Raw genomic sequence first — 13,134 nt, forward strand, 5'->3', positions numbered from 1 at the left:
GTTCCGCGAAATTTACTTCAACGGCCTATATGCAGCGTCCTTAAGGAAAAGGGGAGTGGTAACCTCCGCCTGTTTGGTTTGTTGTTCTTTGTGAAATTAAGTCGGACAATAATTTTAACTGTTCTTTCTGCATTTCCAGCAGTTCACCCCACTGACCGTCTCGTAGTAAATCCAGTTTTTCGTGTAGTAACATAATCTCCAATTCTGCCTTCAAATTGACTTCATAGTCGTATTCTGCGTCGCGCCGGTCCCTCTGCGCTTGTCTGTTCTGCGACATTAGGATGATAGGGGCCTGAATGGCGGCCAGCATCGATAGAAAAAGATTCAGCAAAATATAGGGATAGGCATCAAATATCCGGTCGTATCTGACGAGGATGAATGAGTTCAGCGCTATCCAGAGAATCAGGGATGCCGCGAAAATTATAATGAAGGTCCACGATCCCCCGAAACTTGCCACTGCATCAGCGGCACGCTGTCCTAAGGTCGGTGCAGCATCGTCTTCCCTGAACACAATTCGTGCAAGGTGGGTCCTTTTTGCAATGTGGCTGGTCACCCGCTTGGCATGGTTGTCGAGTAACTCATACGGCGTGCCAAGTAGGTTTAGCGCAATATCGTTAGAATTAAGTCTCATGGTCGCCCGTAACCGGCAGTAGTCGAGCCGGTGGAAGTTGTTAAATTTGCCCTAGTATGGTGTCCTGCAAATAACTTCATATATTCATTTGCTCGAATGCCGTGGCATAGAGCCATCTGAAATACGGTCTTTAATGAAGTTATATGCGGGACACCCTACTGGTGCGGGCCTGCCGCATGGCCTCGTTAGGACTAAACATCTAGACCAATGTCATACGATCGATCACGCGTTTCACGCCGGTAGAGGACCCGGCTGCATTCAGTGCTGCGCGACGCTCCGCCCAGGAATGAACGTTGCCATTCAACGTGACACGGTCACGGTCGACCATGGACTTAACAGTATGGCGCATCCCCTCCTTTTGCTCACCAATGGCGGCTTCGATAATGGCATCGACATCATTCTGGATAACCGTCGGTCGGACTTTTATTTGACTGTTGACTCCGCAGACGTCGGACAGATCGCTGACCATCTTTTCTGCAATCCAGCGCTCGTAGCCCCAGGCGACGCCCCCGACAAGGTAACCCAGCCGTTTGAAACCATGACCTGGATGGCATAGTCGAATCGCGGGACTAGGGTAGCCAGTACGTCCTCGCACTCGCGCGCGATATCATCGTCGGTACGCACTCCCGGCTCGGGAACGATAACCTGCAGTTTTGTCGATAAGCTTTTTACGCCTGCGATGCGTTGCACTGCGGTTTCTATGCGTCGCTGTTCACCGTCACTGTCAATAGGACCTGTCGATGTTGCCACGCCGTCCTTGACTCGAACGTCAATTGCGATAGTGCGAACAGATGGTTCCAATCTCAGCTCGTCCTTCAGGTCCTGCTCAATCTGTGCATCCGGTCTCGCCGACGCCGTGAACCCGGCGCCCGAACCTTTGAGGAGCGAGGGGGGCTCTCGGCGGCGGTCAAACAGTTCGCTCAAGAATCTGGAACAAGACTGCCTTGGGGGCCAGTTATCCGATTGAGGATGAGACATATAATTCCCCGTCAGTGAATCCTGTGAAGCCGACTGCGCATGGCGTGCATAAGTTGATTTGGCAGCACAGAGTAGACTTCGATATCCTTAAAACAGAGTGGGGCGGCAGCGGCACTTTGTCTGTGCGCTGCCGAACGTAGGCAAGCATCTGATCGATGCCTGAGCGCCTATGCAGCCTGTTTCAGGCCTCAATGGCACGATCCGAGGCGGCTGACCAAAGCAGCATCATGCTGAAAGGGCACAACCATGGGATGCGCCTTCTCGGTCTAGTTAGCCACTGATCGGTGGGTCAGCTCGGTAGTTTCGAACAGCACCGGGCGGTGTGTCTGCGCTGCATGACCATGAGCCGCGGCAGAAGGCTCTTGCCTTAGGCAATGACGCAATCTCGAAGGTTGGCCAAGCCACAGCCGCGCAGCTTGCTATCGATGGCAAGATTGAACAGGGTCAAGTCACGGACCTTGTCGGTTAGCTGGAGCCGTATGCGGAACGCCCAGATCTCCTTTAGCTCGAGCGGCGGCATCTGTCCGATCAACCGTTCCTTGTTCCAAGGAACAAATCATTTTAGTTCATCGACATGGGATTTCATGTGATTCTCCTTCAGCAAAAGGAATCCCCTTTTAGCTGCGGGAAAGGGCGCTTAACGACCCAAACCAGCCGGACGATTTGCGTAGACCATACGTTACTTAGATGACGCGAAGCACGACTGGTACACGCTCCCGCACCCGGTTTGTATCTTTGAAAGTCCATTGCGGCGTGGAAAGGAGGCGTGACGGTTTCGTAGCTAATCGCTTCTGTGTTCAAGATAATTGCTGCATTTATGTTAATTGCATCGCGAACGGCCGCCTATGATGCGGACGATGGCACCGATTTTGCATATTCCTTGCTGGATTGATTAGACAAGGGCACTATACAGACCAGCTTATTGCAGCACGTTAAAACAATGACACCCCATAATCGCAAGCAGATGATCTCCGATGTGTTGACGCTGGAAAAAGGCGTCAAGACGCGCCCCGACGATATCGTGCAGCGCTCTCTGTGGCTTTGGAAGCGGATTGCCAGCGAACTGGTTCCATTGATAGGCGAGACAGGCTTCCAATCGCTGTACGGCCGCGCAGTCCACCTAGCGCTGCCGCATTGCGGCAGCTTTACCTTATCCAAGCAAGGCGATTCCACTGAGGGCGTTATCGACCGGCTTAGACAAGATCTGGTGACGCTTGAGCATGACATCGCTCACCAGTGCAGTACCCTCCTGATCACCAAATTTACGGACTTGGTTGCGTCCATGATTGGTGATGTTCTGATGAACCAAATTTTGCGTTCTGCCTGGCAAGAACATACTACACAGCCTGACTCCTGACAGCTTCAACCATGATTAGCAAAGTTTCTCTGGAAAAAATACAGACCGGAGTACCGGGATTTGATCGTCTGCTCGACGGTGGTATTCCTCGATATTCGTTTGTCGTAATTACCGGTGCGCCGGGAAGCGGCAAAACCACGTTGGCACACCAGATCATGTTTGCCAATGCCGCCCAAGAAAAAAAAGCCATCTTCTTTACTGTCATGGGCGAGCCGCCATTGAAGATGCTGCGTTACCAACAGCAATACTCCTTCTTCGACGGCGCGCGGGTTGGCGGTAACATCAAGTACATCAATTTAGCAGACGACCTGCAAAACAACGGCTTCGAAGGCGTGCTCGAACGCATCATGACGGAGGTAGAACGCTTCCAGCCAGAGTTTATCTTTGTTGATTCCTTCAAATCGGTGGTGCAGGCAACGCGCAAGGATGACCTGAGCCGCGCCCACCTGCAATATTTCGTGCAGCGTCTTGGCGTCCAGCTTGCTACTTGGCAAGCCACTACCTTCCTGCTGGGCGAATACCCGGACGCCAACCACGACGAAAACCCGATCTTCACCGTGGCCGACTGCATGATTCATTTGTGCCAGGAAATGGATCAGAATGCCGTCGTGCGCAAGATTCGCGTCGTGAAAATGCGCGGCTCTCACCATATGACTGGCCTGCACAGCATGCGCATTACCCAGGATGGCGTGCAGGTCTACCCACGGCAGCTAGCTAGTGCCGACACCAACGTCGTTGCAGATGCAGGGCGTGCCACTCTGGCACGCTTATCCACTGGCTGCTTGGAGCTTGACAAGATGCTAGGTGGGGGCCTGCCGGCCGGTTATTCCGTGGTATTGGCAGGATTGCCTGGTTGTGGCAAAACAATGCTGGCGACGTCGTTTCTGGCAAGTGGGGCAACAACGGGGAACATCGGCATAATCGCTTCGTTTGAACATATCCTGTCGTCGGCACCCAATGCGCGATTGCAAGCACTGCTGGAAGCAGGAACGGTGACGGCAGTCCACAACACGACGCTGGACCTGTCGATCGAAGAATTCATGACCAAACTGCTAAATGAGGTCAACCGTACCGGGGCCAAGCGGATTGTCATCGACTCCCTTAACGCACTGGAACTGGTGCTGGCCCCCCAGTTTCGTGCCAATTTCCAGGAATCGCTCTTCCGCATGCTCTCCAGCCTGTATGTGAAAGGCGTCACCACGGTCATGATTCGCAATGTGGCGGAGACACCGATCCAAGGATTGGGGCCGGGGGCATTTATGGTAGATGGCATCATTTACATGAATTATGAGGAGACGAATGGCAAACTCGTCAAACTCATCTCGGTCCCGAAACTGCGCGGCAGCTCACATAGCAATGACGTAAGACCTTATGTCGTCACTGAGAACGGTATCGAGATGGTCCCACCTGCCTAAGGGTCCCCAAACTCGGGAAAATTGAATGCCGTTAAGGATGCGAAGCATGTCGTTGGTATAATGCCTTCTCTTCAACGCTTGACAGCCTTACATGGATAACCCGTTGCTGTCGCCTTCCCTGAACGATGCGCCCTTGAGGTCAGCTATTGATGCCTTGGTCGAAGCGGTGCGCGCCGGCGGCAGTGGCGCCGGCGAAACGACGGCGATCTTGACGCTCATGGCACAACTGCGCGAAGCAAACCAACACCTGGTGCTGGCAGCGGTACGGGCGCAAGTGCTGCAGGAGGAAGCAGAAACACGTAACCGCCAACAGAACGAGTTTCTCGCGATGCTGGCCCATGAACTGCGCAACCCGCTGGCGCCCATCAGCAATGCCGCCAGCCTGCTTGAAAAACTGACTTCGGCGCATCCGCTGCTGCCGCGCATCCACGGCGTCATCAATCGCCAGATAAGTCACATGGCGCACCTGATCGACGATTTGCTGGACGCCTCCCGCATCACCAGCGGGAAAGTAAAACTGAGCCGAAAGCCCATCGCGGTCAGCGACGTACTCGAACGCTCACTGGAAATAATTCGTCCTCTGGTTGACCAGCGACAGCAACATCTTGTGCTACCGCTTGGGGCGGCGACAATGCTGATTGAGGGCGATTTGGTGCGGTTGTCGCAAGCGCTTAGCAATATTCTAGCCAATGCCTGCAAATTTACGCCCGACGGCGGCACCATCACGCTCGAAGTGACACATCAGGCGACCACCGTGTTAATTACCGTACGCGACAATGGCGTGGGGATTGACACCGACTTGCTGCCGCACATCTTTGATCTTTTCCGACAAGGACCACGGTCCCTTGCGCGCTCCGAAGGAGGACTTGGAATCGGCTTGTCGGTGGCCAAGGGCCTGGTGGAAATGCACGGTGGCCGTATCACTGTGCATAGTGCGGGCACCAACCTAGGAAGCGAATTCAGCATCTTTTTACCCGTGCTGGCTTCTGAAGCGGCTCCTGCGGAGGAGCTGTCTCATGCCAAGCAAAGCTTGCCGGTGCAGTGCTGCCAGATCCTACTTATCGAAGACAATGAAGATGCGCTCGCGACCTTGCAACTGCTACTGGAACTGGACGGCCACCAAGTGCATACCGCCGTCGATGGCGTTTCAGCCCTCAAGCTTGCTAGTTGCAACACCTATCAGGTCATAGTCTGCGACATCGGGCTGCCGGGCCTTAACGGTTACGAACTCATACGGCAGATCAGACAGCAGCTCGCCAGCGTGGATGTCTACGCCATTGCCATTTCTGGTTATAGCCAGCCCGATGACCGGGAGCGGGCACTGATGGCCGGATTCAATCACTATTTGGTCAAGCCGGTACATCACCCTACGCTGCTTTCCATGATTGCAGCACGATCGCTGACGTATGGCGGCATCAGTGCCATCACGAATCCATAGCTTGGCACTGGATATTTTGAATTTCAGAAGGTCCGCTTTTGGCCGAGAGTCGTCCTATCTGACCGGACCAAAACGACCCAAAGCGGTCCCTCCGAACCTATCCTCTAAGGGATCGTGAAGGGCAACCAAAACATCGATTACCCATAGCAGTTTAATTGCAAAATTACAATATTCTGATTGTAAATATATTAATTAGTGTCGTTTTTCAGCAAAATTCATAGCTCATTATTGCTTTGATATAGCGCAAATGTTGACCTCTTAGAGGTATCGAGTAACTCTATGTTTCCATTCCGAAAAATAATCGGGATCAACATAGGAGATATTCATGCGCCGTTTTCTTCAAGCTAGCCTCTTGGCCGCTTCTATCGCTGCAAGTTCAAATGCTCTCGCTGTTGCCGCTATGCCAACGACAGGTAGTTGTGCTGTGCTAGGTAACTTTGTCTACTCATTCGCTTATCAATATGGCGCAACGGCTGGTCCTGGATGGGGATTGAACATTCTTGCATCAATTGATTTCAGCACAAATACGCTGAAGGGTGTGATGGTCTTGATGAATCCAAACGCATCAGCAAGCAAACAGGCCAACATCGCCATCACAGCACCGCTCACAGTGACGGCTATGCCTACACTCGGCAATGGATTTCAACGCATCGAGGGCACTGCTACGGTAACTGGTATCGGTTTTGCCAGCGGAAGCACTCCTTATGCCACTGGCGTAACTGTGGGAGATACGTTCCCGATTTCATTCAATGCTGTACCCGTCAATAATAGCAATACCCTGCTGCTGCAAATGAGAGCCAAAGCGCCTGGTTCAGCGGACGGAACTTGGACCGGCGTCTGCCAGTTTTGAGGCATGCCATGAAAGGCCGCTCGATAATCAAACTGGCAAGCATCTTGATTGCTGCGCCGCTCCTCCATGCTTGCGGATCAGGATCGAGCAGTTCCCCCGAACCGGCAAGTCCCTCAACACCACCGGCGGTTATTGCACCAACTCCGGACCCAGCACCCGATCCATCCCAGATAGCAGCCGAGGTGCAACAGCAACAATCCGGCGCAACGTCAACCAGCACAGTTGTTACTCTGATTAGCGGCGGTTGATCGGATGCTATTGTCGAGGTTTGAACCTTTAGTATCTCTTCGGCTACTGGGGGTAATCAAAGCACGCGTATCGGTTGATGGGCGGCAAAGCCACTGAGGAAAGACACTGTAGGACTGCGTTTGTCTTATGGTTTTCACCGCCAGCACGCCAACCGAATAGATCATTATTAGGCAGATTAGTAAAAACCTCGTGTCGGTGGCGCTGAACGAAGTGGCAAGTCACTGGTAATTTTGGGAAGGAGGGTGTGCAATCGCGGGTCGTTGCACTGGAATGACGGCAACGCGCCTGCGGTAGCGACTGACTGCTTGTGACCGAAAGTTGCCGACGTTGACCGACTCAAAACTACCCATAGCGCAAGTTCAGCGCTATGGGCTCGTTAAAATTCAAACACGTCTATTTTATAGATAGGACCCGACCGGGACTTATGCCTTTATAGGATTTTAAGTCGAGGATTTAAGCTCAAGGCCAATAGGGAACTCAGGACGCAGCGGGTTCACCTGTCATCACAGTGACAGTGACAGTGACAGGAACTGCCCGTCGCAGGGCATCTCCGACGGGCGAGTGGTTCTCGGCCCAGCGAACTAGGTCTTGCAGTTCCCCAGTAGCGGCGCCTTTTGCGTCGATCCGAACAGTGACCTGAAAGCCAAGTGGCCCAGCCGGAATATTCGATTCATCGCTAATCAGACCACGGCTGTCGGAATCGCTGACGACGGTAACCTCAAGCGTCGTGAGTTCCATGCCGAGTTGTGCTGCCCTCAGGGCGATCATGGTCGCGTCGCAGTTGGCGAGTGCGGCTCGAAGAAACCAGCCTGGTGTAGGAGCGGTATTGTCGCCGCCAATTCCCGGTGGCATATCGGTGATCATCGACTCGCCCTTGGGGCCTAGCGCCTTTACACGCAACCCTGACTCGATTGTGGCCGTCGCCGGCTTATCGGCAGCGATCGCCCGCTGCGGGTTCGCCTCGAAGTAGGCAGTCATTTTTTCAAGAGATTGCTTGATGCGATCTGGATTCATTACCATCTCCTTTATCAAGCCCTGCTGGTTTCGATCCGTGCCGGCCCCCAAGCGGGCCTTGGAAAAATCGTCGATGCAAACCGCCAAGTCAAGGCAATGTCTGTACCGGTTGGCCCTGTTCCTTCCACGCCTTAAAGCCGCCATCCAGGTGCGCAACGTTCCTATATCCCATTTGCTGCAGCATATCGGCCGCCAGTGCCGATCGTCCTCCAGAGGCGCAATGCAGAATAATTTGCTTATCCGGATAAAATTCCGGTCGGTGATATGTGCTGGTCGGATCCGCATAGAACTCCAGCATGCCTCTTGGGGCGTAGACGGCGGCCTCGATCGTTCCCTCTTTTTTTCTTTCTTCCATCTCTCGAATATCGACCAGCGTCGCTCCCCGCCTGAGCGCTTCGGATACTTGCATAGGATTCAGATTTTGTATGCGCGCCTTCGCGTCGGCGACCATTCCAGAGGCAGTTTTCATGCTATTTGAATCGTTCATGGTTATCTCCTGACAGAAAGAATCGAGGATGTTCTTTCGGCCCGCGCAGGCGCCAGAAATGATGTTTATTGCCAAGTCAATCTAGTACTTTGGCAAACGAGACATTTGCGTAAAATCAAGATCGAACGGCCTGCGGCAGCGCGTGGGATTCGTCAGTGCGAATACGAGGCAGTCTTTTCGACCCTCAGGTTGGCGTATACAGTAGTTCGCTCACATTCCCTCGACTTATCGGGGAAAACCTAAATAGAAACCAAATCGATGACGGGAGGAGGATCTACTTCCTTGGCAAACTTGGCATCATGACGCCACGCATCAACATGGGACTGCGTCTAATTTGCTGGCATGACTCATTTGAAAGAAATTGTCCGCTTTATGGCTAAAGCAGACGTTCAGAATGGCGACGGCGGAGGAGTTTCGAAAACAGCGTGCCCAGCATGTCGCGCGCGACTGGATCTTCCTTCGCGGGACGTTCCCTCGCGTCTCCCATAGGGCGCGAACTGAATCGACACGGATGCTGCATGACTTATATCGCACCGAACAGCAACCACCGGACAACGGGGAAGTAAGTCTTGGAGCGCCGGCAGAACTACCGCGGCGGCCGAAACCATAAGTTTTGGGAGAGCTCGCTCATCCTCGATCTGGTGCGTCCAATGAGAGTTGCGAAGCATTTGGCGCCAGCACATATCAAACCGGCCTGTTGACAGCTAGAAAGGATAGTTGCATTCTATCAATAAACCAGGAGCAATCATGCGCAAATTTATCGTCATTTTCTTGTGTTTCGCCCTCAATGGATGCGCGGCTGTTCAGTTTTCCAAAGGAAATGATTTGTGGTCCCAAAAGGACAAGATGGTTGGCATGCCAGTAGAGCAGTTGTTAGCGTGCGCTGGTACACCCATGCAGGTCACTGCGAATGCGAACAAGTCTGCACACATGTTTTATGGTGTAGAACAAATAATGTCAGGTGCGGGATCTTATTGCGTTGTTGATTTCCAAGTTGATAATCTTCTAGTGAGCAAAATCACACACAGGTCGAATAATCCGGGTGGGCTTTCAACGGGTGAATATGCCTGCGCATTTGTCATTGACTCTTGCATTGGTGACGGAAAGCTTGCCGATATCCCGATACCAGGTACATCCATTCGCAGGCTCAAGGGCAATCCCGAGGAAGCGACTCAAGCGGCACAAGCTCGTGGTGAAAAGTCTCGCAACGAGGGCATCGTCAGTATTTTTACAATGATGGCTGCGCCGCCGACCAACATCTTGCAGCTTGCAACGCAGACCGTTCCGGATTTCGTCAACCCAGATGACAAAGCAAACATTCTGCAGCAGCTTCAACAACTGCAGCAGATGCAGGTGGCACAGACATCCGCGCAAATACAAAGCGGCACTGCCAAAGTCCAGAAACCGCTTCCGCGGCCTCCCGGCCAAACCCCCGCTGTCCCAGGCAGCCAATCTACCCCCGTGCAGCGAACGCCACCGACGATTACTGCATATGAGCCCACCATTACTGTCGGAGGGGCATCAGCCACCGAAACGAGCAAGGCCGCATCGTGTCCTCGGCCTGGCAACACGATCGCTGGAATTCAAGACAACGTTGGTTGCCGGTGCCGCTCCGAGCAGCCGAAGGGAAAATTTATGTTCACGCCAGACGGCGCTGCTTGCGTGCTGAATGGTCGCTATCTTTTTGGATGTAAGTTATCGTCTTCTGGGGAAGCGGTCTGCACTGCGAGCTAGGGCTTCCCCCGTCAAGCAATCGTGCTTAATGCCGCCGGTAGCGTAGATCTACTCGCAGCGAAACAACCGCAGTGCGAGCATGCATCAATCCGCCAAGCGGTCCAGGGGAGATGGCAATGACGTTGATGACATTAGTGAACATCCTCTGAATTAGACGCACATATCGGCATAGTTACCGACTAACTCTGACGAACATTCCTCAGCAGCAATCATTTGCTTGCGGGCGATAAAGGAGTTTGGCGTACGACCGCTTCCGACCCAAAGCGGCCCTTCAGTTCGTCCTTATTGCAACCAGAATCGAGGTTAGGGCTGCGGTATTGATTGGCTTTACGAGGTGATGGTTGATCCCGGCAGCCAGGATGCTGGCCCGGTCGCCCCTGCCCATACCTATTGGCATGTCTGGGGGATAGATATGAATCTGGAGTGTCTAGAGAGGCTTCGGTGGCGAAGGTACGTCAGGCGTTGCACTTGGACTTCGGGAGACGTGATAACGATGAAGAGTAATTCTTCGACTGCTGTCATTACGGACAGCATGCCCGCGTTTTAGGTACGTCAGCGATCAAGATAACCCCGCACTTTGCTTAACAGGCGAGCTTGTGCGGTTTCTCTACCCTTCTCATGCACCCAGCTTGAGAAATTTACAAATTCACCGACCCCGTTAAGCTCGATGGCTTGCTCAATAAGCAACGTATAGTTTTGTTCGAGCCGGCCAGGCTTCATCCTTATGCAGATGGCGGGTGGAATCTGGCCAAATGGTAACGCTTTGATAAGGCCAAGCAGTTCAAACATCCGGCTGTCATTAAATGTCAGGCCGCAAATGACTAAGTCAATCGGACCCTTTAGACATGCTTTCGCTTCTCCCATGTTGCTGGCATAGTAGAGCGTATAGGACTCTTCCAGAAACTGGAGAGCCTGCCGGTTATCTGGATCAGTGATCGCAACGAGAACGGTCTTTCTAAGGCTACCCATAAAGCACCAGAATTCTCTACAGTTAGTCAATATGTTCTGAGAGTCTATGCCGAAATTGCAGAATTGCAAGCATTTCAGTGGTAGGACTTAACGAAGCCCTAAGCATCGAAAGATTCTTTGGATTGTTCTTTGCGAATCAGGTAATTGGTTATGCAGTCAGCCTCGCAAGAAACACCACAGGATGTCAGTCCCGGTTCAGGTTTTAAGACTAGGATCAACCCTTGGGCAGTCATAAGGGTCTGTGCAGAAATGGATGAAAACGAGTGGGTTGAGGAACAGCTCCGAAAGATCAGGGTGATGGGTGACTTCCTATACGAGTCTTTTTCCGACTACCAGATTGGAGCCTATGCTTCGCATAAGTGGCCGAATGGGACAGTCACTCCATTAGCGGTCTTGTACTTCAGGAGGGAACGCAAACAGGTTCACTACTCGCTGGAAAACCTTCTTCAAGCAATAGACGATCCTCATCTACGGGAAATGATCCATCAGCTCCTGCGCGACAGCTAGCCCAGCACCGCTCCGTCTGCTGAAAACATATCAGCCCCTCAGTTGCATCGACAGGCTTCAAGGGTTCTCCTTTTCCCACAGCGCTAGTAGGTCACACTCTCATCGGACAATCCCGAGATGAAGAAGGCTTGGCGGCTCATAGAGAACAGACAGCTTTCAGCATTGCGTCTCCAGTAACTCCGTCGATTTCCTTCCATTCCCCTGGCTTGAAGACGCTGAACACCATCTGACCTTTTCCCATTGCTTCTTCATGGCCAAACCCTTGTAACTGTCGTGTGGCATGCCGACTGCAGTCGAATTCAACATGGGATCGCATAGAAAGTTCGCCGCCCTGCCCGCGCTCCTTGAAGTCAGCCAGCATCCAAACCTGTTTGGAATTACCTGATGACTCGACGGTTGCCGGGTCGATGTACACATCGGCAGCCTCATGGACTGCCACTTGTGTCCAACTAGCCCAAGCGGGGGAAATAACAAACGCGGCAAGAAGGAATAGTTTTTTCATCAGGTAATTGGCCTTTTTATCACGCTACAGGTGCCATGATTCTACGAGCCTCGTTCCGGCTGTCCTAGTGTCTTCCTATGGATTTCCTCAGAAATCGGCTCATAGCATTACGGCAGAGGTTCTATGGGCCTCTCTTGATTGCCAAAAGGAAAAGGTATTGAGTAGAGAGTCGGGGAAGGATCAAAAAGTTTTGCCGCAACAATTCGAGATATCACCTCGAACTGGACGCCGGGCGATTTCACCCTCTGAGCTGACACTTGATTATCGGCAAGAGATTGAGAGACAGCCTGGAAAATCCAGTCTGCGCCTGCTACGTTGAAAGCACAGTGATGACCTTCAACATTGCTGTCTCCTTAAAGGTTTCGGCCCAGGCATCGAAAGGTGACCTGGGCCTTCTTTTTAGCGCTATAACAAAACGCCCTTTCCCTTACTGTACTTCGACGAAGAAAGGTGCTTTGCTATTTGTGCCTAATGGTTCCATGATTGATGAATCAGTGCAGAGGCACTTTATCGCGCAAAGGGTGGAAATTGGGAAACTGGCAATCACTTGCAACATGGACAGTTGGGATAGGTGCGCCGGTTGTCGGCGGACTGCTGTGGGTACTCGTATACCGAGGTCCACAAGGGGAAGCGCGAAACCAGATGTGGACACAAGGTCCATACGTCCCAACTGGTGAACAATCTCCAACGGTGGAAGCTACTAACGCCTCCAGCTCGATGGCAAAGGTAATAAGGAAGCCAAAGTCATAATTTGTTGCTCAATGTCATGCTATCGTCACATTGAATGGATATGATTCATCCCGCTCTTACACGCGCAACTAATATGCGCGGTAGGTAGCACGGTAATCCCCCCATTTTTAAAGCAAGCTGAAGGTAGAGACTATGCGACCAACGCCAGTTTCTGTTTCGGCGTGATGCCGCCGATGGCCATGTTGGGACGCTCGTGATTATAGGTCCATAGCCATCGGGTTGCGAATTCCTGCACGTCCTCGATGGTGTCGAA

General features: G+C 52.5%; 13 protein-coding genes. 5 read left to right on the forward strand and 8 right to left on the reverse strand.

Annotated features, from left to right (window positions below):
- Positions 1-40: 40 nt before the first annotated feature.
- The 3 genes from CHB88_RS14560 to CHB88_RS26010 form a co-directional block, all read right to left on the reverse strand.
- Positions 41-631, reverse strand: a complete 591-nt coding sequence (locus tag CHB88_RS14560) for a DUF1003 domain-containing protein (protein ID WP_089400050.1) — start codon at positions 629-631, stop codon at positions 41-43.
- Positions 632-830: 199 nt separating this feature from the next.
- On the reverse strand, positions 831-1,100 hold the full coding sequence (locus CHB88_RS14565; RefSeq protein ID WP_089400051.1) for a BON domain-containing protein: 270 nt from the start codon (positions 1,098-1,100) through the stop codon (positions 831-833).
- Entirely contained in the window at positions 1,055-1,609 is a 555-nt protein-coding gene (locus CHB88_RS26010; RefSeq protein WP_089400052.1) for a BON domain-containing protein, read from the reverse strand. Before CHB88_RS26010 ends, CHB88_RS14565 begins: the two co-directional genes overlap by 46 nt.
- 940 nt (positions 1,610-2,549) lie before the next feature.
- Here CHB88_RS26010 and CHB88_RS14575 point away from each other — a divergent pair.
- The 4 genes from CHB88_RS14575 (at position 2,550) to CHB88_RS24565 (ending at position 6,669) form a co-directional block, all read left to right on the forward strand.
- The gene (locus CHB88_RS14575) at positions 2,550-2,966 is read left to right on the forward strand and encodes a hypothetical protein (protein WP_143131295.1); all 417 of its coding nucleotides are present in this window, start codon (positions 2,550-2,552) and stop codon (positions 2,964-2,966) included.
- Positions 2,967-2,977: 11 nt separating this feature from the next.
- Positions 2,978-4,381, forward strand: coding sequence for an RAD55 family ATPase (locus CHB88_RS14580; protein WP_089400054.1), 1,404 nt, complete (start codon positions 2,978-2,980; stop codon positions 4,379-4,381).
- 91 nt (positions 4,382-4,472) lie between these two features.
- Positions 4,473-5,819 carry a hybrid sensor histidine kinase/response regulator gene (locus CHB88_RS14585; protein WP_089400055.1) on the forward strand — a complete coding sequence of 449 codons (1,347 nt, stop codon included), beginning with the start codon at positions 4,473-4,475 and terminating at the stop codon, positions 5,817-5,819.
- Positions 5,820-6,144: 325 nt separating this feature from the next.
- Positions 6,145-6,669 carry a hypothetical protein gene (locus tag CHB88_RS24565; RefSeq protein ID WP_143131296.1) on the forward strand — a complete coding sequence of 175 codons (525 nt, stop codon included), beginning with the start codon at positions 6,145-6,147 and terminating at the stop codon, positions 6,667-6,669.
- A gap of 726 nt (positions 6,670-7,395) precedes the next feature.
- On the opposite strand, the gene CHB88_RS14590 is transcribed toward CHB88_RS24565, so the two are convergent.
- Together CHB88_RS14590 and CHB88_RS14595 are read right to left on the reverse strand one after the other, a co-directional pair.
- Entirely contained in the window at positions 7,396-7,932 is a 537-nt protein-coding gene (locus CHB88_RS14590; protein WP_176442490.1) for an OsmC family protein, read from the reverse strand.
- An 88-nt stretch (positions 7,933-8,020) separates the two neighbouring features.
- Positions 8,021-8,419, reverse strand: coding sequence for a rhodanese-like domain-containing protein (locus CHB88_RS14595; RefSeq protein ID WP_217900174.1), 399 nt, complete (start codon positions 8,417-8,419; stop codon positions 8,021-8,023).
- A 747-nt stretch (positions 8,420-9,166) separates the two neighbouring features.
- Between CHB88_RS14595 and CHB88_RS24570 the strand changes: the two genes are divergently transcribed.
- Positions 9,167-10,153: a hypothetical protein gene (locus CHB88_RS24570; protein ID WP_143131298.1), complete on the forward strand. Its 987-nt coding sequence runs from the start codon at positions 9,167-9,169 to the stop codon at positions 10,151-10,153.
- Positions 10,154-10,705: 552 nt separating this feature from the next.
- Here CHB88_RS24570 and CHB88_RS14600 read toward each other — a convergent pair.
- The 3 genes from CHB88_RS14600 to CHB88_RS14615 form a co-directional block, all read right to left on the reverse strand.
- Positions 10,706-11,122 carry a hypothetical protein gene (locus tag CHB88_RS14600; RefSeq protein WP_143131299.1) on the reverse strand — a complete coding sequence of 139 codons (417 nt, stop codon included), beginning with the start codon at positions 11,120-11,122 and terminating at the stop codon, positions 10,706-10,708.
- Between the two features lie 643 nt (positions 11,123-11,765).
- Complete coding sequence (locus CHB88_RS14610; RefSeq protein WP_089400059.1) at positions 11,766-12,131, reverse strand: surface-adhesin E family protein; 366 nt, start codon at positions 12,129-12,131, stop codon at positions 11,766-11,768.
- An 880-nt stretch (positions 12,132-13,011) separates the two neighbouring features.
- Positions 13,012-13,134 (reverse strand): integrase core domain-containing protein (locus tag CHB88_RS14615; RefSeq protein ID WP_143131300.1); only part of this gene is annotated, 123 nt, incomplete at its 5' end.

The organism is Noviherbaspirillum humi (genome assembly GCF_900188095.1).
GTDB lineage: Bacteria > Pseudomonadota > Gammaproteobacteria > Burkholderiales > Burkholderiaceae_D > Noviherbaspirillum > Noviherbaspirillum humi.

Coding starts and splice junctions, on each gene's coding strand:
- CHB88_RS14560 (WP_089400050.1), bottom strand. CDS start 631: ATGAGACTTAATTCTAACGATATTGCGCTAAACCTACTTGGCACGCCG.
- CHB88_RS14565 (WP_089400051.1), bottom strand. CDS start 1,100: ATGGTCAGCGATCTGTCCGACGTCTGCGGAGTCAACAGTCAAATAAAA.
- CHB88_RS26010 (WP_089400052.1), bottom strand. CDS start 1,609: ATGTCTCATCCTCAATCGGATAACTGGCCCCCAAGGCAGTCTTGTTCC.
- CHB88_RS14575 (WP_143131295.1), top strand. CDS start 2,550: ATGACACCCCATAATCGCAAGCAGATGATCTCCGATGTGTTGACGCTG.
- CHB88_RS14580 (WP_089400054.1), top strand. CDS start 2,978: ATGATTAGCAAAGTTTCTCTGGAAAAAATACAGACCGGAGTACCGGGA.
- CHB88_RS14585 (WP_089400055.1), top strand. CDS start 4,473: ATGGATAACCCGTTGCTGTCGCCTTCCCTGAACGATGCGCCCTTGAGG.
- CHB88_RS24565 (WP_143131296.1), top strand. CDS start 6,145: ATGCGCCGTTTTCTTCAAGCTAGCCTCTTGGCCGCTTCTATCGCTGCA.
- CHB88_RS14590 (WP_176442490.1), bottom strand. CDS start 7,932: ATGAATCCAGATCGCATCAAGCAATCTCTTGAAAAAATGACTGCCTAC.
- CHB88_RS14595 (WP_217900174.1), bottom strand. CDS start 8,419: ATGAACGATTCAAATAGCATGAAAACTGCCTCTGGAATGGTCGCCGAC.
- CHB88_RS24570 (WP_143131298.1), top strand. CDS start 9,167: ATGCGCAAATTTATCGTCATTTTCTTGTGTTTCGCCCTCAATGGATGC.
- CHB88_RS14600 (WP_143131299.1), bottom strand. CDS start 11,122: ATGGGTAGCCTTAGAAAGACCGTTCTCGTTGCGATCACTGATCCAGAT.
- CHB88_RS14610 (WP_089400059.1), bottom strand. CDS start 12,131: ATGAAAAAACTATTCCTTCTTGCCGCGTTTGTTATTTCCCCCGCTTGG.